We start from the raw sequence: 23972 nt of genomic DNA, 5'->3' as shown, positions 1-23972 counted from the left end.
TGTATTCATTCGTAGTTAGGATTTTACGGTTCCTTATAGAGACCCTCAAACCATATTATTGAGGATATACGAACGTTAAAATAATATTGTAAAAAAAACTCAACAAAAGGAATGATAAGGCAAACGTTATACTTTTGTCAATATAAAAATATTCGTGTTTTAATATAAAAGAAGGCTATTCAAACAGTGAATCTGTTGAACAGCCTTAACGTATATGCAATTAAATTTGTAAAAACGCAATGCAAACGGGATTTGGAACTGTCACTTCAATATTAGTTTTTGTTAATTTACCGGTTTTCTGATCAATTAAAAAAGGAACAATATTGCTTGTATTTTGGTTGGCTGCTAGTAGGTAAGTTCCTGTTGGATCAATCGTGAAGTCTCTAGGGAACTCACCACCAGTCGAGATATGCTGGATCAATGATAAGATACCGGTGTCTTGATCCACTCCGAAAACAGCAATGCTATCATCGCCACGATTGGAAGCATAAACAAACTGACCACAAGGAGAAACTTTAATCGCCCCACCGATACTCTCACCTTCAAAATCTGCTGGAAGTGAAGTAATCGTTTGAAGCTCGGCGAAGAAGTTTGTTTCAGAGTCATAAGATAGGACAATAACTTCAGAGCTCAACTCACCATTAACATAGGCGAATTTTCCATTGGGGTGAAATTGAATATGTCTTGGGCCAGTTCCAGCTTTAAAAGAGACTTCACTATGTAAACTTAGTTTTCCTGAATCAACATCATAAACTCCCATTTTATCTGTTCCTAAGTCGACTACACATAAGAATTTTTCATCAGGTGTTAAACCTGCAAAGTGAGCATGTGGCTTTTCTTGACGCTCGTGTGGGCCATTTCCTTTATGTTCGACAACAGATAAAGCTGGTGAAATGGCTCCATCGTCTGTTACTTTATAGGAAGAGCCTGTCCCAAGGTGATAATTTGCAGAGTAGGCATACTCATTATTTTTATCTAAGCTAACATGACAGGGAGGGCTTCCTGCTGTCACTTCATGATTCAGTTTCAATAATTGACCGTTTTCTTGGATGGAGTACGCACCGATGCCTCCCTCGTCTCCTACTTTAATTACGGAATAAAGAAATTTATTATCAGTTGTTATCGTTAAGAAAGTAGGATTATCTAATTCAGCTGCAACGAAAGGTTCAGACAAATCTCCTGTTTTTGTCTCTAGTGTGAGCTGATAAATTCCTTTACTATCACCGTTTGTGTAAGTTCCAATATAAGCAGTAACTTTTGCCATTCTATAGTCCTCCTTTATTATTCACAAGCTAACTATATCATAGCCAAGAGAGACTAGCATCATTAACAGTACTCATATGGGAAAAAATTAACAAATAAAATATTGCGCAGAACTTGACAAAACACTTGACAAAGTGTATAGTTTGAGTAGTTAGAGGGGGAATCATTTTGGATAAAAAATGCGCTGGAACCACAAAAGACGTGATCGATTCTTTTGCTGTCTATCTCTCAGAAAAAGGAAGATCGGAGAATACAATCAAAACTTATTGTGGTGTAATCCTATCATTTTGCAATTGGTTAGAGTCACGTGACACAATCATCACAGATGTAACTAAAGATGATATTCAAGCTTATATTCACTATCTAGAAGCTGAAAAAAGAAGTGTATCTACAATTAACAAAATATTCAATACGATTAATACCTTTGTCAAATCATTAGAGTTGCCAGAATTAATTGATTCTGTTCAAAGAACGAATAAGAAAATTGATTATGTAGCACCAGACTTTCTAGATGAAAATGAAGTACAAGATATAATTAAACGAGCTAAAAAAGATCCAAGTAAGCGAAATGTAGCGATTGTCTATACCTTATTATTTACAGGTGTTCGTGTTTCTGAACTTTGTATGTTAAATAAGAAAGACTTAAAGTTAAACCCAAAAAGTCAAACTGGATCAGTAGTTGTACGAGCAGATAATGGCAATGAACGAATCATCCCATTATCAAAGGAGCTTGTCGCTAAATTAAACGATTATCTTGTTTCTAGAACAGATGATCAAGAGGCCCTGTTTCTATCTAACTATCAAAAACGAATTGCAACACGCACAGTTCAACATATGTTAAAGCAAGAATATAATATTCATCCACACAAACTTCGTCATACGTTTTGTTATGATCTAGTTCGAAAAGGCGTGGATTTGTCCATTGTCGCACAGCTTTCAGGTCATTCAGATATTAATGTTACAAAGCAATACCTGCCAATAGCCGATGATTATGTAGGTTAATCTCTTGATCAAATATAGCCCTTTTTCTGACTTAAACTTCAGAAACAGGGCTATATTTGATCTTTTTTGGTTCTTTTGCCCATAACCAATTAGGCAGGTTCACCATACACTGTCTCGAACACGTTTTTAGTGAGTGGGGTGGAAAAGAATGATGGCCAAAAATGAAAATCAATTGGTGTTCAAACCGAAAACGTCAAATTCAACGATGCAAGAAATGTACTGGTCCAACGAATCGAAAATAGGCAAAGGAAAAAATATGTTTCAGCAATATAAAATTAGAGCAGGTGATACTCTTCTAGCGATGAATTCGCTTTTTCAACAAGTTGTTGGTAAACATATAACACTATCCCTTAGTGCTAACCAACTAACGTTTAAACAAATTCAAGTACCAGCTCTTTTTAAAGGCAAGGTTGTCCAAGTAACGAATGGCTATATTACTTTAGATTCTGTTATTCTGCCTTTAACGCCACTTGAAGATTACTGCTTTAATACCCCTCTTCATTTTCCGATTGAGCGTATTTCGAATTTTACAGTGGAGGAATTCAGCTATGAAAAGTAAACCTCATTTAGCTAGTGGTACGGTCCGACAAAAAGTGGTTGCAGATACGTTGAAATCAAGTATTGGGAAAAAAGTATTTATTCTCATACAGCCTTATCCGTTTGTCATTATAGGAAACCTTCTCGAAATTAAAAGTGACTTTCTACTAGTAGAGATTGAACCCGATCACTTAAGCGAACTGAAACAAGGTTTAATTCATGTGAAAATAACAGATATAGAGGCTTTCTATATTGAGGAAGCATCTTTTTCTTCAAATGATAAGAGTTGACCTGTGCTGACTAGGTCAGCTTTTTTGTATTTAGTTTAATTATATTGTACATTCAACTAAAGAACATCATTAGGAGGAGGCATCAGTTGAAAAAAATCAATGTCATCTTTGCTCTCATTCTCACTCTAGGAGGAGGATTCGTTATTTACTTGATAGTAAACAAAGAACCAGATATTCAATCTACCTGGGTATGGGATACAAGAGAATTTCAAGCAAACAGCGAGCGATATTTCCATTTTTTAACTGAAAAAAGAATTAGTAAATTATATGTACAAATTGATCAAGAATTAGCATATGAAGAATATGAAAAAATGATAGAGGCTGCTCATGCAATGGAGATTGCGGTCTTTGCCATTGATGGAGCAAAAGACTGGGTGCAACAGTTGGATGAATTGAATAATACATTAGAGTGGTTAAAGGAATATCACCGCCAAGTAAATGATGCTGCTCGTTTTGATGGTTTGTTATTAGATGTAGAACCATATCTACTAGATGAGTGGGAAACAGAACAGTTATCAATATTAAAAGGCTATCAAGAAGTGGTACGAATAGGTTCTGAATTCTCTCAGAACGAAAATGTCCCTTTTGAAATGGCCATTCCTTTTTGGTTTTATCAATTAGAGGTCGAAGGAGAGAATTTGTTGACATGGATGTATTCTTACATAGACACTGTACTAATCATGTCTTATCGAACAGAACTTGAAGGAGAGAATGGTTTTCATGCTATTGTGGCACCATACTTTGAGGAATTTGCATCGGATCATGTCGATATTGTTCTAACAGTTGAAACGGAAAGTTTAGAAGGAGAAGAACAGTCTATTTCCTTCTCAGAGAAGACCGAATCGGAAATGAATCAATTTATTTCAACATTAAATAAAAAATATCGAAACGTTCAAGGGATATCAGTCCATCATTTACACTCTTGGATTAAATTGCATCAAAAAACAGAAGGAGTATCGCAGTAGTAGGTTTGGGATTTCCCAACTCCACTCAAGGCGGGAAGAGGCACTGAAAAAGGGAAAGCCCCCCTTTTTCAGTGCCTCGATGCGTAACTTTTAAGAGTCTTCTTTCACTTCTTCATTCACAATCAATGTGCGAACACGCTGGATAAAGCGGTGCGTTCTCTTATGTCTTAAATACCTGTCAAGTAACGCTTCGAGCGAGTCACGATCAATGAGAATCATTTTATTTGCACGTGCTTCTTGTTTGGCTGCTTCTGTAAATTGACGGTTTGTGACGAAAATGACTCTTGATGCTTGATATAATGATTTACAAGCTAAAGCCTCTTTTATCGCATTTGCTCCAACATTATTAGTTTGTCTCCGTGCAAAAACAATCGCTTTAACTCCTTTTTTTCTAAGAACTAAATCTGCTTTTGACTTATAATGTTCCTTCATTTTATTGACAGAATATCCTTGTGCCTGAAATATCGGAACAAGTAATTGTTGAAATTGTCGATCAGGTAAATCATCGACATTAAGAAACTCAGCTGTAATATGAGGAGATGTTAGTTTATATTCTTTAAATAACAACCATATCCCAGTCATGGATAAGAGCAATGCTAAAGAAACACCAAATACTGTAAAATCGTAATTATAAAGCTGGACGAGAATATATGTGATTAAAAAAAGGATAATGGGAAGAAATCTTCCTTTTTGTTTGCTTGTTTGGGCCATGAACAACGCTCCTTTTTTACAATTTGTTTGTAGTATGCCCCGTAATTGGAATATATATGAAATAATCTTCTTTTCTCAAAATCGTTTCTCATGTACGATTAAAGCAATGATGAGTTAAAGGAGTAGAATGATGGCGTCGCATACCGTTTTAGAAACGTTACGAATCATATCTAAAACATTAAATAAAGGCATGAACCTACAAGAAATGCTTCAACATGTGCTTGAAAAAGTATTGGAAGTGACGAAGCTTGAGTGTGGCTGGATTTTTCTAGTCGATGACGCTGGCAAGCATACGTTAATTGCTTCTGCAGGCTTACCTCCTAGTTTAGCTTTTAATGAGAATAAACTGTTATGTGAAGGTGGTTGCTGGTGTAAAGAAAAATACGTAACTGGACGTTTAATTAAAGCGGTTAATATCATCGAGTGTCAACGAATTGAACGGGTGAAAAAAGACATTCATGGAGATACACTCGGAATCAGTCACCATGCGACCGTTCCTATTTTTGCTGGAAATGAATCGTTTGGGTTAATGAATGTCGCGGCTCCTCATAAATCAGATTTTTCCGAGGAAGAGCTAGATTTATTAGAAATGGTGGCCTATCAAATAGGCGCAACGGTTAAGCGTGTCACTTTGCTTGAAACAGAACAGAGAAGAGCATGTATGCTGAACCTAGTCGGACGTTTTAGTTTCTTTTTACAAGAGCAGGAACACAGTCTGGAGGCGATCATTTATAAGGTTAGTGAACTGTTTTCATGGAGTGGATTTTCCTTGCAGCTAGACGATGAAGAGATCATGCTTGGCAAGCAAGAGGGGCTTACTAGATGGAGAGCTGAAGCAAGCATTGAAAAAAAAGTAGTTTTGACTGTTTATCATACAGTTATTGATGAAGTTGATCGAGAAATCGTTGATCAATTAGTTCAACATATAAGTTTACAAATAGAAAAAAATCAGCTAGTTGAGCAAAAAAAGGAATTAGTCAGATTAAATGAGCGAAATCGCTTAGCCCGTGATTTACACGACTCGGTAAACCAGTTGCTGTTTTCTATTTCTTTAACAGCAAAAGGAGCGCAAAAGCAGATATCTGATCAAACGACGAATCAAGTTTTAGGTTACATCCAAGAATTATCACAAGAAGCCTTAAAATCTTTGAAGCAATCAATCTCACAGCTTCGTTCAGTAGACCTTGAGGATGGAATGATTCAAGCTATCAAACGTTATAGTCAACTTCTTGAGATTGAGATCGAAGTATCAATCACCGGTTTACTCACTCTTTCAGAGAGAAGTGAGGAATGTTTATGGAGAGTGGCACAGGAAGCTTTGAACAATGTGAAAAAGCACAGTGGAGTCCAAACAGCTGTGATCTCGATTGAGGCAAGTGTTGATTTTGTCGTCATGAAAATTCATGATCAAGGAATAGGGGCTGTGAACACCGAACAAATACATCCACAATCAACAGGAATTAAAGGTATGAAAGAAAGAGTAGAATTACTTAACGGCTCCTTTGAGTGGACTTGTTCAAAAAATAAAGGAACGATGATTAAAGTTGTCATTCCGAATCGGTAAGGAGTTAACGATGTCGATACGAATCCTTATTGTAGATGACCACCATGTTGTCAGACGAGGCCTTGTCTATTTTTTAACAACAGTGGAAGGACTCCAAGTAGTGGCTGAGGCCGGTAATGGAGAAGAAGCAATTGAAAAATATAAACAAGTGCAACCAGATGTTGTTTTAATGGATCTAGATATGCCAGTTTTGAATGGCATAGAAAGTACTCAAAAAATAATTGAGTTCGATCCTCAAGCTATTATTCTAGTGTTAACTAGTTTTACTGATCAAGATCATGTGATCCCAGCTCTTGAAGCAGGTGCAGCAGGTTATCAGTTGAAAGACATTGAACCAGAGCAGCTAGCAGAAACAGTCCGAGCTGTTTACGAAGGCAAAAACTGCATAGATGAAAAAGTAACCAAGCATCTTCTCACAAGAGTGTCAAAGATCTATACAAATGAACAAGAACGAATCAACCGATTAACAGGGCGTGAACTAGATGTCCTCATAGAAGTGGCAAAAGGTCACAGTAACAAGGAAATCGGTCAGAACTTACATATCACAGAAAAAACGGTTAAAACGCACATGTCGAATTTATTAGCCAAGTTAGAACTTTCGGATCGAACGCAAGCAGCTGTTTTTGCCTTAAAACATCAAGTGAAAAAACGATAGTACCCCGTAGCTTGGATTTTTCCAAGCTTTTTTTATTAATGCTGTAACATTTTGAAACGTGATTTAAGTGGAAGGAGGTAGGGGGGAGAATCTAAGCCAACTCTCCGATGAAGACGAAAAGTAGAAGAGAAGCAAGTGGAAAAGGTCATCATAAGCCTGCTGAAGACGAAAAGTAGAAGAGAAGCAAGCAGGAAAGGTCATCATAAGCGGAATGAAGACGAAAAGTAGAAGAGAAGCAAGTGGAAAAGGTCATCATAGGCCTGCTGAAGACGAAAAGTAGAAGAGAAGCAAGCAGGAAAGGTCATCATTAACCGGATGAAGTCCAAAATTAGTAGAGAACAAAGCCAAAAGGTCCTTCATAAGTAAATCTATAATCTATTCTGACTAGAGGGGAAGAGAGGGACGGCTACTCATAGCCGGTCCCCATATCCTTTAATTGAATCAGTTCAATCATTCGTCCATCTATCTCAAAAACTGCGATAGACCATCCGTTTTCTAACAAATAGGGTCCTTCAACTAATTGGGTCTGAAAAAGTTGTAAATACTCATGGAGGCTTGGTACTTTAAAAGCATAATGAATTTCTACTGGCCCAATATCTACCCTCTCAATTATTTCTATTCGGAACAACCCTTTTCTTAAGAAGACAATTTCCTCATCCATAAAAGTAAAGCTTAACTCCAATAACCAATTAAATTCCTCCACAAACAGCTTCTTCGCTTTAAAAAGATTATCCACATATATCCCAATATGATGAAAAATCATTTGTTTAGCGGAAGAATTAAATTTATATCCCCGAACTCGTGCCATAAATAGCCTTGATTAATTGCTTCGTGATAGGCCGTTAGTAAATAGGGTGTTTCGATAAAAGCAGATAGCATATCAAGGTGACTAGCTTCTGGTTCATGGAACCCAGTTAATAATCCATCAACGACGTTTAACATCGTATCAGCTTTTATATGAAGAGTGGTTTCACCGGTTGTTGGGCGCAACATTCCGTAAGCATCTACTGCGCTCTCGAGGGCTCGAACAACAGTCGTGCCAACCGCAATGACTTTTGATCCGGTCGTTTTTGCTTGCTTAATCAGCGTGACAACCTCATTTGAAACGGAAAAAGCTTCTGAATGGTTTGAGGGCTCTGGCCATTGATCGTTCTCGAAATAGCTTAGGCCTGTATGCAGTTGGACAAAAACAATTTTCACACCCTTTTTTTGTAGTTGGGCGAGCATTTTCCAAGACAGTGCACGACCTGCAGAAGGCATTTCAATGGAGCCTGGTACTGAACTGAAAACGGTTTGATAGGCTTGGATTGGCCATTCACGGTGAATATATTCATAACGAATAGGTGAACCGTGCCGGTACAAGAATTCATAAAAGGAATTACCACTAACTGAGAATTGTAACGTTACTAGTGGTTTTTTAGAATCTGACTTTTTCATAGTAGCATTAACGTTATCTGGAAAAATTAACTTACCATTCTTGGGAAGCGCTCCGATTATTAGTGCCTCCCATGTGTCGTCTTGACGTTTTTTTGCTAGACGTATTTCTATTTTATCAATTGTATGCAAAACAGCTGGTAAAGTTCTGCTATTATTTAATATGAGAACATCACCTTTATTAAGGTATGTGCTAAAATGATCAAAATTGTCATGGTGGTAAGAACCACTATGTCGGTCCAGCACGAATAATTTAACAGCCTCACGCTTACTAGAGCGATATTCAGCAGGGGTGTTTGCATGTAAATGGGCAGGAACTTGAAACGAATAAGTTAATGGTTTCATGATAAACCCTCCCGCTCAAAGTTTTGTGCTTGATAACGTTGGCCTGTAATTCCGATAGATTCGTCTGAAGCTAAATAACCAAATACTTCAACAACGTCACTAGGATGTGTTAATTCATAATCACAATCAGGTACAGCTATTTCGTGCATAGAAGTGTCCATTTCACCCGGATCAACTAAATTGATCCTGATTCCCGTAGATGCTAGTTCATCAGCCCAAACTTGGGTCATTCCCTCAATGGCGAATTTAGAAACAGCGTATGCTCCCCATTCGGCGTATCCGGTTTGGCCAACTTCCGAAGTAAGGTTTATAATACTTCCAGTGCCTCTTGCTAACATTCCGGGTAAAACACGTTTTGTGACGAGGAAAGGATTCATAATATTCGTCTTGATAACAGTCTCAAATTCTCTTTCAGGGTAATCAGCTAAATAGAGAGGACCAGGTCCAAAAATAGACGCATTATTGATTAACGTATCTATTCGTCCAAAGTGCTGTTCAGCAATTGAAACAAAGCGTTCGACGTCTTTCTCACTTGATACATCAGCTACTGTTACCACGACATCAACACCCAATAGTTCTATTTCCTGTTGAACTATTTTTAAGGCTTTCTCATCTCTTGCACAAAGAGCAAGATTAGCTCCTTTTTCAGCAAAATATAAAGCTAGACTTTTCCCAAGGCCTTTTGAAGCGCCTGTGATCATAATCGTTTGTTTATTCATAAGATCAATCTCCTTTGTTTCTGATAATTTCATTTTATGGAAATAGGGAAAATACAGCATCGAGAAAGAGAATGAAATTATCTACAACTTTTGGAGTAGAAAGGAGGGGAAGAGATGGAGAGTAATCATTTCATTCTTTTATTTTTAAGTTTGCTAGCTGCCATGATAATCATTGCCGTAATTTTGAAAATAAGAAAGAAAAAAAGGTATGACGTAGCGAAAATATCCTTATCTGATATAGACCAAATGACAGGACATGAGTTTGAAGAGTATTTATATGTGTTGATCAGATCCCTTGATTATAATGAAACCTATTTAACGAAAAAAAGCAGGGACTTCGGTGCGGATCTCCTTTTTCGGAATCGTGAAGAACAACTAACAGTCGTTCAAGCAAAACGTTTATCTGAGAAACTTGGACTTGATGCCGTCCAACAAATTTATACTGCTCAAGCCTACTACGGAGCAGACCGTGCTTTAATTATCACATCTGCAGAGGAAGTATCAGATCCATGCCGAAAATTAGCTGCTGCGACTAAAGTGAGAATCCTTACACGTTCTGAGATGGGAGAAATGATAAAAAGCTTTAAAAGGGGAAATTTTGAAGAAGCAAAGGATTGTTTAGAAGAAGAATATGACTGGGTCGACTACACGGCTGAAGACAGTATAGAAGAAATGGAATCGACTAGAGGAGTCATTCAAGCAGGAGAATTTTATTACAAAAAATCAAGAGCCAAACAAAAGGTAAGTGCGGAATAGGACATCTTTCCTCTAACATAAGGATGGATATGGGGGTGGACTATGCTAAAGGGAATTGATTGGCAAATGGTCGCATTTATAGGAGGATCATTATTGCAAGAATATCTTCGCTTTCAGCAGTTACCGCGAGTGTATTATTTTGTAGAGGAAAAGACCGAGGACGATGATGATGACCGAGCCGCTTGATGGCTCGGTTGTTTTTTATAGTGCGTATTAAGTTCGGGGATAGAATGTGAGGACCGAGGGGACCTTATTCAGCAAAAATAAAGTTAGTTTTTGCTCTTGGAGGACGTTGAAGCCTCTATTGGAAAAAAAGAATGTATTTTGTTAAGAATTTCATCACATAAGAGCTCTGTTGTCCTCTTCCTATGCAAAAGTAGCTAAAATGATCTAAATAAGGTCTTCTATGTCCTCTTAACTAAGTACCTCATACAGCCAGTGAATTAAACGTAAAAAGCGCTTGAAATCACAAGCGCGCTTTAATGGAATTCTATCTCGGAAATAAGTTCCTAACTAAACAAGCGTTTTCGCTGAAATAACATCACTAATCTTTTCAACAATACTTTCAACAGCTTGCTCCTCATTTTTATATAAATCGTAATCTTTTATGTTGAGGCGCAACACTGGACAGGCTGTGAATTGGTTAATCCAGTTTTCATAGCGTCCATGCATCTCTTCCCAGTAAGAAGTTGGTGTTTTTTGTTCCATTTCACGACCGCGCTCATGAATACGGCTAATGACCTCTTCTAGACTTCCTTCTAAATAAATTAACACACTAGGTTGTGGGAAAAATGGTGTCATCACCATCGCGTCAAATAAACTTGTATACGTTTCGAAATCAACTTTTGTCATTGTCCCTTTATCCGCATGCATTTTCGCAAAGATTCCGGTGTCTTCGTAGATAGAGCGGTCTTGTACAAAGCCGCCTCCTGTTTCAAACATTCTCTTTTGTTCCTTAAAACGCTCAGCTAGAAAGTAAATTTGAAGATGAAACTCCAACGTTCAAAATCAGCATAAAACTTATCTAAATAAGGATTATGGTCGACGTTTTCAAAGGAAGTTTGAAAGCCGAGTGCCTTTGCTAAGGTTTTGGTCATCGTTGATTTACCAACTCCAACCGTTCCAGCAATGGTGATAATTGCATTTTCAGGGATATTATATTTAGCACGTAGATTCAAAGCGAGTCGCTCCTTTTTGCCAGTAATGATCTAGTAGAGATAAAATGTCATTTAAGTCTTTTTCCTGTTTTACAAAGTCATATTCATCGCCATTTATTCGAATAATAGGCGTTTCTGGATAGAGAGAAGCCCAATTGTCCATTGCGGTCTCATAATCCTCCGATAACTGCTCCAGATAACGTGGATCCATCTTTTGTTCCATTTCTCTTCCTCTCATTTCAATACGGTTCAGAAGAGTTGGCAGACTTGCGTGTAAATAAATAATTAGATTCGGTTTTGGCATATCAGCAGTTAGAATATCATAGATGCTTTTATATTTCACATATTGGTTCTCAGTTAATGTTCTTTTAGCAAAAATAATATTTTTATAAACGTGATAATCGGCAACAGCAGGGATTTTTTTCTCAAGAAAGTTTTTCTTTATATCTTCTAATTGTTTATAGCGATTACATAAGAAGAACATCTCTGTTTGAAAACTCCATCTTCAATATTTTCATAGAATTTCGAGAGAAAAGGGTTCTCATCAACAATTTCTTTTAAGAGATGATATTGATAATGAGCGGAAATGGCTTTAGCCAAAGAAGTCTTGCCTACACCAATCGGTCCTTCTACCGCGATAAAGGGGATGTTATTCATACGTGCCTCCTAAAAAATTATGAGAGGGCTACCCCAAAAGGTTGTTTTATACCAGTTGGGATACCCCTGAAGCATTGCTTTTCTATTTATAACGTTATACTAATTTCGTTGTCCAAGATTCACAATTCCAAACATCGGTCACGACATCTTGGTAAAATTCAGGTTCATGACTAATAAGAAGAATACTACCTTTATAAGCTTTCAAGGCACGTTTTAGCTCTTCTTTAGCATCAATATCCAAGTGGTTAGTAGGCTCATCAAATAATAAAATATTGGTTTCGCGATTGATTAGCTTACATAAGCGAACTTTAGCTTTTTCTCCACCACTTAACACAATGATTTTACTTTCAATATGCTTTGTTGTTAAACCGCATTTAGCTAGTGCCGAGCGAACCTCAGCTTGAGTGAGGGAAGGGAACTCTTCCCAAACTTCTTCAATACAAGTTTTGTCTGGAGTCTTGGCTTCCTGTTCAAAGTAACCAATCTCTTGATAATCGCCGCGCTCAATCGAACCTGAGACAGGTGGATTAATACCAAGAATACTTTTTAGTAAGGTCGTTTTACCGATTCCGTTGGCACCGACAAGCGCAATTTTTTGGCCACGTTCCATTTTCAAATTAAGAGGACGAGAGAGGGGCTCATCATAGCCAATCACTAAATCCTTCGTTTCAAAAATATATTTACTTGCCGTTCTCGCTTCTTTGAAATTAAATTGTGGCTTCGGTTTTTCATGAGCTAGCTCAATCATATCCATTTTATCTAGTTTCTTTTGACGAGACATCGCCATATTCCGAGTTGAAACTCGTGCTTTATTTCGCGCAACGAAGTCTTTAAGCTGTGCCACTTCTTGTTGTTGTTTTTTATAAGCAGCTTCAAGTTGCTGCTTTTTCATTTGATGAACGTCTTGGAAATGCTGATAGTCACCGACATAACGGTTTAACTCTTGATTTTCCATATGATAAATTAAATTAATAACACTATTTAAAAACGGAATGTCATGCGAGATTAAGATAAAGGCATTTTCGTATTCTTGTAAATAACGCTTCAACCATTCAATATGTTGTTCATCTAAATAGTTGGTAGGCTCGTCCAAAAGCAGAATATCTGGCTTCTCTAGTAACAGTTTCGCTAGAAGTACTTTAGTTCTTTGGCCTCCGCTCAAGTCTGTTACATCACGATCAAGACCAATTTCTTCTAATCCAAGTCCGCGTGCCGTTTCTTCGACTTTTGCATCAATGGTATAGAAATCATTGTTCGTCAAAGTATCTTGAATCACACCGACTTCCTCAAGCATCTTCTCAAGTTCTTCAGGAGTCGCATCTCCCATTTTGTCGTACAAGGCTGTCATTTCTGCTTCCATATCAAACATATATTGAAAGGCGCTTTTTAACACGTCTCGAATCGTCATTCCACGTTCTAACACGGTATGCTGATCTAAATAGCCAACGCGAACTTTTTTCGACCATTCGACCTTTCCTTCATCTGGCATTAACTTACCAGTAATGATATTCATAAAAGTTGATTTACCTTCGCCATTTGCCCCGATTAAACCGATGTGCTCTCCTTTTAATAACCGGAAAGAGACATCCTGGAAAATGGCACGATCGCCAAAACCATGGCTTAAGTTTTTAACCGTTAACACACTCATGTAAAACACCTATCCTCTAAATAAAGTGGGTTTTTTGCTTTTATCATCTTATCATAAGAATGAAGGCATGTCGCCTTTAGAAAAACAATAAATTACTGAATGAATTTCCTTAATTACCCAATTTATAAGCGTTTTATGATATGGTTTTATAAAAGGCCTAAGGAGGAGTTTGATGGAGCAATTAAAACAGTGGCGTTTTAAGGAAGCGGTGTTAATGAATGTGATTACAGCCGCTCTAATTGTGTTATTTATTTTCTATTTTTATCATTCGGTTAATATTAGATTCATATTTTTTACTGTGATCGTTTTAAATGGGATACAGGCAATTTGTATATGGTTTGATTTGTCTGAAAAAAAATGGAGACCATTTTCGTGGCTAAATGACTTGCGGTCTTACGAGAAGGAAAAGTTAGGGACAGAGTGGGTTAAACAGAAGAGAAATCAATTAACGAGTATGATATTAAGCGTTTGTTTGTATTTTCTCGTTTTTGTTTTAAGTAGTGCTTTGAATAACAATTTCGATTTGCCTTTCTCTTATTGGTTTATGATTGTTTTTGCTGTTTTTTTATTTTTTCTTAATAATATTCAGCTTTATTTAAATAGCCGAAAAATGGATACAAGAACTTCTAATATTGTTCAAAGAGATTTCAGGGCAGATCGTATAACACAAAATATTGTTTTAATGATTATGGGAAGCATAATTGTTATATTTGGTGTGATGTTATTCCAATAAAGTCATTAATCCAACAAAAAAGCTCAAATTAATTTGTCTAAAAGAGAGGAATTTACAAATTTTTCGTTGAATAGTATGTATTGACCTAAAGACAGAAAAATCATTAAATGGAGGTACGTGTAATTTAGGAAGGAAGTGTAGGGCAATGAGTGAACGTTTTAATGAAGTAATACAAAGACGCGGAACTAATTCTTTGAAGTGGGATATGACTAAGCAGCGTTTCGGTGGTGAAAATCTTTTGCCGATGTGGGTAGCGGATATGGATTTTCGAGCACCGCAAGAAGTGTTACAAGCTTTACATGAGGTTGTCGAGCATGGGATCTTTGGCTATCCAGCTCATTCCACTTCTGTTGATCAAGCTGTTCAAAGTTGGCTTTCAAGAAGATATGATTGGAAAATTGAGACAAATTCTTTGATTTATACAGCAGGAATCGTCCCAACAATCAGTTATATTATTCAAGCTTTTACAGAGCCTGAAGACCAAGTTATTATCCAAACTCCTGTTTACTACCCGTTTTATGACGTTGTAAACAAAAACAACCGAGAGCTCATCAGAAATCCTCTAGCTTTTGATGGTGAGCGTTATGAGATGGATCTTGATCACTTAGAGTCAGTCATTACTGAAAAAACAAAGATGATTGTGGTTTGTCATCCCCATAATCCAGTCGGTCGCGTTTGGAAAAAAGAGGAACTACAAGCGTTAGCAGAAGTTTGTCGAAAATACGACTTGTTAGTTGTTTCAGATGAGATTCATGCTGATTTGCTTTTTAAAGGACAAAAGCACGTTCCGTTTGCCTCAGTAAGTGAGGATGCAGCTGAGCGAACTTTTACCTGTCTAGCGCCTAGCAAAACGTTCAACTTAGCGGGAATTCAGACTTCTTATGTTGTTGTCGAAAATAAGCTATTGCGAACGAAGCTAACCAATCATCTCTCGAACTCTTTTGCGAACATGACGAACTCCTTTGCAGAAGCAGCGACTGAAGCAGCTTATAATCACGGGGAACAATGGTTAGAAGAGTTAATGAATTATGTTGAAGAAAACTTTGAGTTTGTTAAAAATTATGTGAATGATCATATGCCAAAGTTACGTGTGATGGATTCAGAAGGAACGTATCTTCTTTGGTTGGAATGTTCAAACTTGCCTTTAAGTCCAGCAGAACGGAAAAAATGGTTGATTGAGGACGCTCAGGTAGCATTAAATCCTGGTTCCATTTTTGGTGACGAAGGAAAAGACTTTGAACGAATTAATTTAGCTTGTCCAAGAGCGACTTTAGAAGAGGGTCTTAATCGTATGAAGAATGCATATGACCAAAAGGGTTTTTAAAAATTTTATAAGTGCGGTGAAAGCAGGAAATGGAAAGGTTGGAATACAACGTATTACTTGAAGCATATAAACGGGCGGTTGAATTAAATCTAGAAAATGATTTTATACAGCTATTAAGAAACGAGATAATGGACCGGGAGAACGCTGTAAACTATTGTAAATTTAAAAAAGTATTAATTTAACAATTTTTAAGAAGGAATCCCTTTCTTTTTTGTAGAAAAACAGTAATAATAGATAAAGTATAATACATGAGGGAAGCTTTAGCTCATTACAGTGAAATTCGACAAAGGAGAACATTTACTTTATGCCAATAGAAAACCTTTATATGGAACTTATTAACGAATGTAAATGTAAGCTTGGGAGAGAACTAACAAAAGAAGAAGTGGAACTCATAAAATGGATTCAAGAGAAACAATATGAATCGTTTTTTCAAAAAGTAAAAAGTTCATAATCCATGTATAAGATTTTCTATAAAAGCTAATTGTATCAGCTTGTTAGGAAATCTTTTTTATTTTTTTGAAATGAGCGTTTGATATGATTTAATAGAAGAAAAGAAAGGGGCGTTTTTACATGAAAACATTTAAGCTTTATTCAATCAGCCTGCTTGAAGGAAAAGATGGAAACGTCCATCAAAAAATGGTGCCAATCGAAGACGGGTTAATTATAAATATGGAAAACCAAAAACAAATGTGGTACATAGAGGCTGTAGTGAGCGAAGATTATGCTGAATTCTTTCAGCGTGTTAAAGAAAAAGAAGAACATATTTTAGTTGACGTTGTCATTACAAGTAAAGACAATCATCCCGCTGCAATGATTACAAGTGTGCAATCAATAACCTCATTGTCTAATAGTAAAATTAGTGTACTACTTGAGGCGAAACTTGCTGTGAAAAAAGACGATGTGATCGAAGATGTGTTAAAGGATCTAGTTAGTCGAGGCTTCTCAGAGGAAGCACTCCTAGAGGAATTTAAGACAAGAATGGAAAATCTAAAAGCACACCCACAGTCAGCATTAGGTTCGATCTATCGTTCTATTCAGCAAAGTGGATTATATAAACTTCAATAAAGTTTAATTTTGCCTGTAAAGAACCACCCAAGTTATAAAAGTCTTTCTTAAGCCTAATAAATAATTAAATAGTAAACCGAAAGCGATTACACATATTATTCCTTCAAACACACCAAAAGCCAGAATTTTCATCAAGTATAATCAGGGGCGTCTTTCCCATACTAACAAGGTACTTATTTTGATGTTAGGAATGGGGGAGCCTTACATGCAAGGAAAAGACAAATGGGCGATTTTCTCAATTTCTTCCATACCACTAGTGATGACGTTAGGTAATTCAATGCTTATTCCAGTATTACCTGAAATAGAAAGGGCACTTGGAATTAGTGCTTTTCAAGTTAGCATGCTTATCACGGTCTATTCAGTAGTGGCAATCCTTTGCATTCCCATTGCAGGATATATTTCTGACCACGTCGGAAGAAAGAAAGTAATCATCCCAAGCTTAATATTGGCTGGTATCGGGGGCTTTATTGCTGGTTTTGCTGGCTGGCAAATGGACAGTCCTTATGGGATGATGATATTTGGAAGAGTTTTGCAAGGTGTAGGGGCGGCAGGAGCAATGCCTATCGTCTTACCATTAGTGGGTGATATGTATACGGATCAAAATGATGTGAGTAAAGGATTAGGAATGATTGAGACTGCCAATACTTTGGGAAAAGTGTTGAGTCCTATTTTAGGAGCAGCACTTGCACTTATTGTTTGGTATATTCCATTACTTTCCATACCAATTCTATGTTTAATTTCAATTCTTGCACTTGTTTTTTTAGTGAAGGTTCCACCAATGAGTGGTAAACCTGTTGGATTTAAACAATTTATAAAAACAACCAAAAAAATATTCAAGCGTGAAGGAAGATGGCTTTATGCTGTCTTTATTATTGGTGGTATTTTAATGCTTGTTATTTTTGGTGTTTTATTTTATTTATCGACCATGCTTGAAGATGAGTTTCAAATAGAAGGAGTTAAGAAAGGGATCATTTTAGCGATTCCACTTGCTGCGCTATGTTTTGCTTCTTTTGCAACTGGGAAAGTAATTGGCCAAGATAAACAAAAAATGAAATGGTATACCGTAGCAGGGTTAGGAATTTTAACTATAGCAATATTTACGGTTTCATTTTCAAAGGACATCTATTTACTGTTAACTTGTATTTTTGCGAGCGGGGTTGGGATCGGAATTGCATTACCATGTCTAGATGCACTTGTGACAGAAGGGATAGAAATGGAGCAGAGAGGAACGATTTCCTCTTTATATAGTTCAATGCGATTTCTGGGAGTTGCCTTAGGTCCACCGATTTTTGCCGTATTAATGAAGTCATCGCATTTCTTTATGTTCTTTCTGAATTCTTTATTGTGTTTGGTTGCTCTTCTTATCGTCCTGTTATTTATCAAACCAGAAGATCCAATCAAACCAACTTGGGGTTAAAACGTTTCCGCTTCTAGCTATTCAACGTTATAATAACTATAACGACTGTAAAAGAGGCGAATTGTAAATGTATCAATTTAAAGATGTAAATGATTGTGTTGTACGAATTACATTTGACCAAAATGAGTTTGTTGAGGACCCTAAACATGTCTGGGTCATTTGCCGTTATTTAGATAAGTGGTTACTTACAAATCATTCAATAAGAGGGTTGGAGTTTCCAGGTGGGAAACTGGAAAAAGGAGAGTCTGTTTTGGACGCAGCCAAACGGGAAGTTTGGGAAGAAACTGGAGCAGAAATAGAATCTTTATTTTATATTGGGCAGTATGAAGTTCTTGATGGGACTAGTTCTTTTGTAAAAGCTATCTTTTTTGCTGACATTGGGTCGATTGAAAGGAAAAGCGACTATATGGAGACAAAAGGACCGATTTTACTGGATTTGCTTCCTGAAACGATCAAGGCAGATGCCTCGTTTAGCTTTGTTATGCAAGACGAGGTCCTACCTTTAACCTTAAAACAAATAGCCAAGATGGACCTTATCTAGTTCATCTTGGTTAAAATCGTTTTAAAAAACGTCTTTCTAATAGTTCAACACCTTTATACATCACTGTAGCGATAACAGCAATGATTAATAAACTCATTATAACCAAGGTGAAATTAAATACTTGGAAGCCATAGATAATTAAGTAGCCAAGCCCTTGTTTAGACACAAGAAACTCCCCAACAATTACCCCAACCCAAGCCAAACCAACATTTACTTTCAATGTGGAAATAATCGTAGGAAACGACGCTGGAAAAATGACATAGCGAAATGTTTGCTTTTTAGAAGCACGGAAAGTTTTCATAACGGTTAAATAATTTGGATCAACTTCACGAAACGCCGTATAAACAACCATTGTAGTAATCACAACAGAAATTAAGGCGCCCATTGCAATAATGGATGTAAAACCTGGTCCGAGCCCAACGATTAAAATCGGTCCAAGAGCGACTTTAGGCATGGAGTTCAGGACGACTAAATAAGGTTCTAGCACTTTAGAAAGAAACCTAGACCACCATAGTAAAGCGGCAAGCAGTGTTCCAATCCCAGTACCTAACATAAAACCAAGCAGAGTCTCGAATAATGTGACCGAAGTGTGTGTAAGTAAAGAGCCATCACTGATTCGTGTAATGAAAAGTTCCCAAACTCTAGAGGGCATGCTAAATAATAAAGGATCAATCCAGTGTTTTCTCGCTGCTAATTCCCAAAAAGCAAAAAAGGAGAGTAAAATACCTAACTGGACGGTTAAGACGCGTCTGTTTTCCTTTTTGAGTGAAGTAAGATGCTTTTTGTGCAAACGTTCAAGTTCCAGATGCAAGGCTCTCCATCTCCTTCCAAATAAGCTGAAATTGATCGTTGAAATTTACGTGTTGTCTTGCTTCAAAAGGCAGTAGAAGGGCAATTTCTTTTGGAATCTCAAATACTCTGTGTATTCGCCCAGGTCTTGGTGAAAGTAAGACAACGCGATCTGACATCGCAATAGCTTCACCAATATCATGGGTTACTAAAACAGCTGTTTTTTTCTCGGCTTTTAATGTTTGAAAAACAAGGTCTTCAAGTTTTAATTTGGTTTGATAATCAAGGGCTGAAAAAGGCTCATCTAGCAACATGAGAGAAGGATTTGTGGCAAGCATCCGAACAAGCGCAACTCTTTGTCTCATTCCTCCAGACAATTGATTGGGGTAAAGGTTTTTCTTATCTTCGAGTCCAAGCTTCTTCAGCCAGTTTAATGCCTCATTCTTTGTTGACTCATTATAAATGCCTAGAATTTTTTGACCGAGCAATAAATTATCAGCAATGGTGCGCCAAGGAAATAAATAATCCTGTTGCAGCATATAGCCAATATTTAAGTTAGCTTCCTTGATAGATTGATCTCCTAGCTTGACCTGACCTGAAGTCGGTGTAAGCAGTCCTGAAATAATAGAGAGCAATGTGGTCTTTCCACATCCACTCGGGCCGAGGATCGAAATAAATTCTCCATCCTCGACCGTTAAGGAGATGTTATCAAGTGCTAAAGTGGCTTCTCGTTTAGAGACATAACCCATCGAAACTTCTAGTAATTGTAACATCGACATGTAGAATGCCTCCTAATCTAAAACAGTTTCGGCAATTGAGGTATTGACGAGATCACTATATTGAACTTGTAAAGGAAGCTCACCGGATTCATCCATAATTAATTGTAGATTCTCCCAGGCTTCTGGTTGAACAAGAGGTGAGGTTGCATAAGAGCCCTGTGACTTATAGCGATCTACTACTTGTGCAACGAGTTCAACATCTGTATCCTCAAAAAAATCGACAATTGCTTCAGCAACGACTTCAACAGGTTGTTCATCGACCCATTGTTGACCTTTTGTCAACGCGCGGGTAAAAGCGATGAGCTTTTCTTCTTCTTCGTTAATATAGCTTTGTTTAGCCATAAAGACTGTGTAAGGGACGGTACCTGATTCAGTTCCAAAAGATGCAACAATATGACCGATGCCCTCGTTTTCAAAAAGAGTGGCTTGAGGCTCAAAAAGTTGCACGAAATCACCTGTACCTGAGGCAAAAGCACTTGGAATGTTACCGAAATCTATATTTTGTATTAGGTTTAAATCTTGATGTGGATTAATATCATTCAATCTTAATACGTGTTCTCCAACCATCTGTGGCATCCCACCCTTACGCTGTCCGAGAAAGGTACTTCCTTTTAAATCTTCCCAAGTAAACGAATCAAGTTTTTCACGTGACACTAAGAAAGTGCCGTCAGTTTGTGTTAATTGAGCGAAGTTAATCGCGGGATCGGTAGCTTGTTGGGCATAAACATAAATCGAAGTTTCAGCCCCGACTAAAGCGACATCAGCTCCTCCAGATAATAAAGAGGTCATGGTATTATCTCCGCCCCAAGTTGTTGTAAGTTCAAGGTCAATTCCTTCTTCCTCAAAAAAACCTTGTGAGATAGCGGCGTAAAAAGGTGCGTAGAATATCGATCGTGTTACTTCGGAAACGCGAATGGTTTCCTGATTGCTTCCCCCAAAAGAACAAGCGCTTATGCTTAAAACAACAATAAGGGATAAGAGCCAACACAGGTATTTTTTCTGGTGTTTCATAGGTTTTCATTCCTTTACTTTTTTATAAGTGGATAGAATAGTGTATGTTAGAGAATGAAATGTGTGTTTGCCTAAATTTTTTGTTGACATTTTCTCCGTGACTACTTTTCCGGAAATGTAAATTCAAACTGAAAGGAACGAATTAATGGACCATTTGATAGATAAAGTACGAATTCCATCTCCACACCCCCTGATCCATCTTTATCTCATTACTTATTTAAGTAATAGCTATAAGGTAAAAGGATACTTGGCGATTCCACAAAAAAAAGAACAGATGCCAGGTTTACTTTATTTACGAGGGGGCATCAAAAATGTAGGAATGGTGCGTATTCAAAGAGTGATTCAATGGGCGGCAGAAGGTTTCGTTGTGATTGCGCCTTTTTACAGAGGAAATAAGGGAGGAGAAGGACAAGAAGACTTTTGTGGAGATGACCGAGAGGATGCCTTCTCTGCCTTTGACCTAATACAAAGTCTTCCTCAAGTTCAAAGTGATTCCATTCACATTCTAGGGTTTTCTAGAGGGGGAGTGATGGCTTTATTAACAGGACAAGCTAGGCCACAAGCAGCGTCAATTGTTTGTTGGAATGGTGTGACCGATATGGTGTTGACTTATGAAGAGAGAATTGATTTAAGAAGGATGATGAAGCGAGTTATTGGGGGAACCCCCTCTAAATATCCGGAACGGTATAAATGGAGAACCCCGCTTCATTTTATTGATGACATTCAATCTAGAATCTTAATTATTCATGGTGCGAAAGATGAGCATGTTTCTCTTAAACACGCTGAGTTGCTTGCAAAAAGTTGTCAGTTTGCTAAGAAGGAAGTAGACTGTTGGATTTTTAAAGATTACCGGCACCATTTTCCTTTGGGCAGCCAACGGCATATACTAACGGCAGCGGCAAAATGGATGAAAAAGCGAGAAGAAGTTATAAGTATGCAGAAACTAGGTGTGAGAGATACTACCTTTAATTAACTTAAATATGGAGTTGATTTTAGTGGATCAGATTCAGAAGAAAACGATATCGCTCTGTAATGTTGATGTATATTGTGAATATGTCTTAAATGGCAAACCACCTATTTTTTTAATTCATGGATTTGTTTCGTCCATATACACGTTTAATCGATTGATTCCAATGTTAACAGAGCACTTTTCAGTGGTGGCCATTGATTTGCCTGGGTTTGGAAAAAGTGAAAAATCGAAAACATTTGTTTATTCATTTGTAAATTACGCCAATGTCATAGCAGCATGTATTGACTATTTTAATCTGAAAAAAGTAATTCTTGTTGGTCATTCAATGGGAGGGCAAGTTGCTTTATATACAGCTAAGACGATTCCTGATCAAATATCAAAATTAGTTTTACTCTGTAGTTCTGGTTACCTGAAAAGAGCAAAAAAAGCGTTGATATATTGCTCTTACTTACCTTTTTTTAAACAATATGTTAAAAGATATATCAAAAAACAAGATGTTAAAAAAAGTTTAGAAAATGTTTTTTATAATCACAACTTGATTACTGATGAATTAATGGAAGAGTTTATAGAACCTATAAGAGAGAAAGACTTTCCGATCTCTTTAATTCGATTACTTCGATATCGGGAGGGAGATTTAACAAGCGAACAATTGAAAGAGATTAAAGTTCCAGCTTTACTAATCTGGGGAGAAGAAGACAAAGTTGTGCCAGTCAATGTTGGAAAAAGGCTGGTCCAAGATCTTCCTCAAGCGAAGCTCATTACGTATGAAAAAACAGGTCATCTCGTTACCGAGGAAAAACCTGAAGATGTTTATAATCAAATCCTTTCCTACACGTCATAGTAGGAAAGGATTTTTACTTTAAGAAGGATAGGTAAGAGCTTAGTTCTGGGAAAAAGGTGATAGTTGCGATTGAACTCACCACGCCGATCGCAGCCCCAATTATGCAATCTGTTGGATAGTGTAAACCCAGATACATTCTAGATATTCCGACTAAAATAGCTAGTGGAAGAAGGGTCAATGCGATAAAAGGATATTGAACGGCAAAGACAATGGCAACGGCAAATGCCGCAGTTGTATGACCAGATGGAAAAGAATAATCTTTTAGTGGATTAGAGCAAGTGTTTACATCGGTTAATTTAAGATAAGGACGTCTGCGGCACGATAATTTTTTTATAATTTGGACAAAAATTTGGCTAATTGTAACAGAGACTAGTGCCGTAATTGCAGATGAACGAATTGGATCGGGAAATAGTATAATAAGTGCAAATAGGAGCGAAAGAGTAAAGGTAGCTCCTCCTAAATGAGTGATTTTAGGTAAGCAAAGATCAAAAAAACGACATCTCCACTGCTTATTGATCATAAAGAAAATGCGGTTATCATGAATGGTAAGCCAACTAACAAGACGGTTAATTTCAAACACCTCTCTTAAGTTTGGTTAGCCTTATTATAATACAAATTCGTTTATGCTTGTGTAAGGATTTTATTAATTTTAGGAGGAAAAAGACAACTTACTAAAAAGGTGGGTTTCTCATAGCGGTGCGCAACGTGTGGAGCCATTGCTTCCTCTTTCGCTATTTCCCGCAGGAGTCGAGTGGCTTTTGCTCCACTTCACTCTGAGCAGTAAGCGAAAAAAGTCTTT

The 23972-nt window shown here is 37.2% G+C and carries 27 protein-coding genes, 2 pseudogenes and 1 riboswitch; of the genes and pseudogenes, 17 read left to right on the top strand and 12 right to left on the bottom strand.

Features of this window, described 5'->3' with window-relative positions:
* A riboswitch (purine riboswitch) is annotated at positions 1–92 on the bottom strand. This riboswitch is flagged as partial in the annotation.
* Positions 93–220: 128 nt separating this feature from the next.
* Positions 221–1264: a lactonase family protein gene (locus tag JCM9157_RS05975; protein WP_035663032.1), complete on the bottom strand. Its 1044-nt coding sequence runs from the start codon at positions 1262–1264 to the stop codon at positions 221–223.
* 167 nt (positions 1265–1431) lie between these two features.
* On the opposite strand from JCM9157_RS05975, the gene JCM9157_RS05970 reads away from it, so the two are divergent.
* The 4 genes from JCM9157_RS05970 (at position 1432) to JCM9157_RS05955 (ending at position 4057) form a co-directional block, all read left to right on the top strand.
* Positions 1432–2265 carry a tyrosine-type recombinase/integrase gene (locus JCM9157_RS05970; RefSeq protein ID WP_052012966.1) on the top strand — a complete coding sequence of 278 codons (834 nt, stop codon included), beginning with the start codon at positions 1432–1434 and terminating at the stop codon, positions 2263–2265.
* A 148-nt stretch (positions 2266–2413) separates the two neighbouring features.
* Complete coding sequence (locus JCM9157_RS23255) at positions 2414–2824, top strand: hypothetical protein (RefSeq protein WP_052012965.1); 411 nt, start codon at positions 2414–2416, stop codon at positions 2822–2824.
* The gene (locus JCM9157_RS05960; RefSeq protein WP_052012964.1) at positions 2814–3092 is read left to right on the top strand and encodes a hypothetical protein; all 279 of its coding nucleotides are present in this window, start codon (positions 2814–2816) and stop codon (positions 3090–3092) included. The genes JCM9157_RS23255 and JCM9157_RS05960 overlap by 11 nt, the downstream gene beginning before the upstream one ends.
* Before the next feature lie 86 nt (positions 3093–3178).
* The gene (locus JCM9157_RS05955; RefSeq protein WP_035663030.1) at positions 3179–4057 is read left to right on the top strand and encodes a hypothetical protein; all 879 of its coding nucleotides are present in this window, start codon (positions 3179–3181) and stop codon (positions 4055–4057) included.
* Positions 4058–4147: 90 nt separating this feature from the next.
* Here the strand turns inward: JCM9157_RS05955 and JCM9157_RS05950 are convergent, their stop codons facing one another.
* Positions 4148–4768: a restriction endonuclease gene (locus tag JCM9157_RS05950; RefSeq protein WP_035663029.1), complete on the bottom strand. Its 621-nt coding sequence runs from the start codon at positions 4766–4768 to the stop codon at positions 4148–4150.
* Between the two features lie 130 nt (positions 4769–4898).
* Between JCM9157_RS05950 and JCM9157_RS05945 the strand changes: the two genes are divergently transcribed.
* Positions 4899–6332 carry a GAF domain-containing sensor histidine kinase gene (locus tag JCM9157_RS05945; protein WP_035663027.1) on the top strand — a complete coding sequence of 478 codons (1434 nt, stop codon included), beginning with the start codon at positions 4899–4901 and terminating at the stop codon, positions 6330–6332.
* 10 nt (positions 6333–6342) lie between these two features.
* A complete protein-coding gene (locus JCM9157_RS05940; RefSeq protein WP_035663025.1) occupies positions 6343–6987 on the top strand; it encodes a response regulator in 645 nt (214 codons plus the stop codon).
* A 406-nt stretch (positions 6988–7393) separates the two neighbouring features.
* Here the strand turns inward: JCM9157_RS05940 and JCM9157_RS05935 are convergent, their stop codons facing one another.
* From JCM9157_RS05935 to JCM9157_RS05925, 3 genes are read right to left on the bottom strand one after another with little or no spacing between them, the layout of a single operon-like run.
* Positions 7394–7723 (bottom strand): hypothetical protein, encoded by a 330-nt coding sequence (locus JCM9157_RS05935; RefSeq protein WP_148296814.1) that lies wholly within the window; start codon positions 7721–7723, stop codon positions 7394–7396.
* Positions 7724–7746: 23 nt separating this feature from the next.
* Positions 7747–8766: an S-adenosylmethionine:tRNA ribosyltransferase-isomerase gene (locus tag JCM9157_RS05930; RefSeq protein WP_035663022.1), complete on the bottom strand. Its 1020-nt coding sequence runs from the start codon at positions 8764–8766 to the stop codon at positions 7747–7749.
* Positions 8763–9485, bottom strand: a complete 723-nt coding sequence (locus JCM9157_RS05925) for an SDR family oxidoreductase (RefSeq protein ID WP_035663020.1) — start codon at positions 9483–9485, stop codon at positions 8763–8765. Before JCM9157_RS05925 ends, JCM9157_RS05930 begins: the two co-directional genes overlap by 4 nt.
* 114 nt (positions 9486–9599) lie before the next feature.
* Here JCM9157_RS05925 and JCM9157_RS05920 point away from each other — a divergent pair, with 114 nt between their 5' ends.
* The gene (locus JCM9157_RS05920; protein WP_035663019.1) at positions 9600–10241 is read left to right on the top strand and encodes a restriction endonuclease; all 642 of its coding nucleotides are present in this window, start codon (positions 9600–9602) and stop codon (positions 10239–10241) included.
* 42 nt (positions 10242–10283) lie between these two features.
* A complete protein-coding gene (locus tag JCM9157_RS24875) occupies positions 10284–10427 on the top strand; it encodes a hypothetical protein (protein ID WP_162831753.1) in 144 nt (47 codons plus the stop codon).
* Between the two features lie 327 nt (positions 10428–10754).
* Here JCM9157_RS24875 and JCM9157_RS05915 read toward each other — a convergent pair.
* The 3 genes and pseudogenes from JCM9157_RS05915 to JCM9157_RS05905 all read right to left on the bottom strand — a co-directional run bounded on the left by JCM9157_RS05915 (position 10755) and on the right by JCM9157_RS05905 (position 13703).
* A pseudogene (locus JCM9157_RS05915) lies at positions 10755–11419 on the bottom strand (deoxynucleoside kinase).
* Positions 11403–12055: pseudogene (locus JCM9157_RS05910) on the bottom strand (deoxynucleoside kinase). Before JCM9157_RS05910 ends, JCM9157_RS05915 begins: the two co-directional pseudogenes overlap by 17 nt.
* A 94-nt stretch (positions 12056–12149) precedes the next feature.
* On the bottom strand, positions 12150–13703 hold the full coding sequence (locus tag JCM9157_RS05905) for an ABC-F family ATP-binding cassette domain-containing protein (protein ID WP_035663017.1): 1554 nt from the start codon (positions 13701–13703) through the stop codon (positions 12150–12152).
* A gap of 172 nt (positions 13704–13875) precedes the next feature.
* On the opposite strand from JCM9157_RS05905, the gene JCM9157_RS05900 reads away from it, so the two are divergent.
* The 7 genes from JCM9157_RS05900 to ytkD all read left to right on the top strand — a co-directional run bounded on the left by JCM9157_RS05900 (position 13876) and on the right by ytkD (position 18783).
* On the top strand, positions 13876–14436 hold the full coding sequence (locus JCM9157_RS05900; protein WP_035663016.1) for a hypothetical protein: 561 nt from the start codon (positions 13876–13878) through the stop codon (positions 14434–14436).
* A gap of 145 nt (positions 14437–14581) precedes the next feature.
* On the top strand, positions 14582–15760 hold the full coding sequence (locus JCM9157_RS05895) for a MalY/PatB family protein (protein WP_035663015.1): 1179 nt from the start codon (positions 14582–14584) through the stop codon (positions 15758–15760).
* A 29-nt stretch (positions 15761–15789) separates the two neighbouring features.
* Positions 15790–15942 carry a sporulation histidine kinase inhibitor Sda gene (sda, locus tag JCM9157_RS23855; protein WP_081734062.1) on the top strand — a complete coding sequence of 51 codons (153 nt, stop codon included), beginning with the start codon at positions 15790–15792 and terminating at the stop codon, positions 15940–15942.
* 122 nt (positions 15943–16064) lie between these two features.
* Positions 16065–16211: a hypothetical protein gene (locus JCM9157_RS24870; protein ID WP_162831752.1), complete on the top strand. Its 147-nt coding sequence runs from the start codon at positions 16065–16067 to the stop codon at positions 16209–16211.
* 119 nt (positions 16212–16330) lie between these two features.
* The gene (locus JCM9157_RS05890; RefSeq protein ID WP_035663013.1) at positions 16331–16825 is read left to right on the top strand and encodes a YwpF-like family protein; all 495 of its coding nucleotides are present in this window, start codon (positions 16331–16333) and stop codon (positions 16823–16825) included.
* A 205-nt stretch (positions 16826–17030) separates the two neighbouring features.
* Positions 17031–18242, top strand: a complete 1212-nt coding sequence (gene bcbE / locus JCM9157_RS05885; RefSeq protein WP_035663011.1) for a bacillibactin exporter BcbE — start codon at positions 17031–17033, stop codon at positions 18240–18242.
* A 67-nt stretch (positions 18243–18309) separates the two neighbouring features.
* The gene (gene ytkD, locus JCM9157_RS05880) at positions 18310–18783 is read left to right on the top strand and encodes an RNA deprotection pyrophosphohydrolase (protein ID WP_035663010.1); all 474 of its coding nucleotides are present in this window, start codon (positions 18310–18312) and stop codon (positions 18781–18783) included.
* A gap of 10 nt (positions 18784–18793) precedes the next feature.
* Here the strand turns inward: ytkD and JCM9157_RS05875 are convergent, their stop codons facing one another.
* The 3 genes from JCM9157_RS05875 to JCM9157_RS05865 are packed head-to-tail and all read right to left on the bottom strand — an operon-like array spanning position 18794 to position 21362.
* Positions 18794–19588, bottom strand: coding sequence for an ABC transporter permease (locus JCM9157_RS05875; protein ID WP_035663047.1), 795 nt, complete (start codon positions 19586–19588; stop codon positions 18794–18796).
* Positions 19578–20351, bottom strand: a complete 774-nt coding sequence (locus JCM9157_RS05870; protein ID WP_035663009.1) for an ABC transporter ATP-binding protein — start codon at positions 20349–20351, stop codon at positions 19578–19580. The genes JCM9157_RS05875 and JCM9157_RS05870 overlap by 11 nt, the downstream gene beginning before the upstream one ends.
* A 12-nt stretch (positions 20352–20363) precedes the next feature.
* Positions 20364–21362 carry an ABC transporter substrate-binding protein gene (locus JCM9157_RS05865; protein ID WP_035663008.1) on the bottom strand — a complete coding sequence of 333 codons (999 nt, stop codon included), beginning with the start codon at positions 21360–21362 and terminating at the stop codon, positions 20364–20366.
* Positions 21363–21507: 145 nt separating this feature from the next.
* Between JCM9157_RS05865 and JCM9157_RS05860 the strand changes: the two genes are divergently transcribed.
* Both JCM9157_RS05860 and JCM9157_RS05855 read left to right on the top strand, forming a co-directional pair.
* Positions 21508–22335 (top strand): alpha/beta hydrolase family protein, encoded by an 828-nt coding sequence (locus tag JCM9157_RS05860; RefSeq protein ID WP_035663007.1) that lies wholly within the window; start codon positions 21508–21510, stop codon positions 22333–22335.
* Positions 22336–22357: 22 nt separating this feature from the next.
* On the top strand, positions 22358–23173 hold the full coding sequence (locus tag JCM9157_RS05855) for an alpha/beta fold hydrolase (protein WP_235714817.1): 816 nt from the start codon (positions 22358–22360) through the stop codon (positions 23171–23173).
* 13 nt (positions 23174–23186) lie between these two features.
* Here the strand turns inward: JCM9157_RS05855 and JCM9157_RS05850 are convergent, their stop codons facing one another.
* Positions 23187–23753 carry a phosphatase PAP2 family protein gene (locus JCM9157_RS05850; RefSeq protein ID WP_052012963.1) on the bottom strand — a complete coding sequence of 189 codons (567 nt, stop codon included), beginning with the start codon at positions 23751–23753 and terminating at the stop codon, positions 23187–23189.
* Between the last annotated feature and the right edge of the window lie 219 nt (positions 23754–23972).

Source organism: Halalkalibacter akibai JCM 9157 (genome assembly GCF_000513135.1).
In the GTDB taxonomy this organism is placed as follows: Bacteria; Bacillota; Bacilli; order Bacillales; family Bacillaceae_D; genus Halalkalibacter; species Halalkalibacter akibai.
This window is presented reverse-complemented; position numbering and strand designations above follow the sequence as displayed.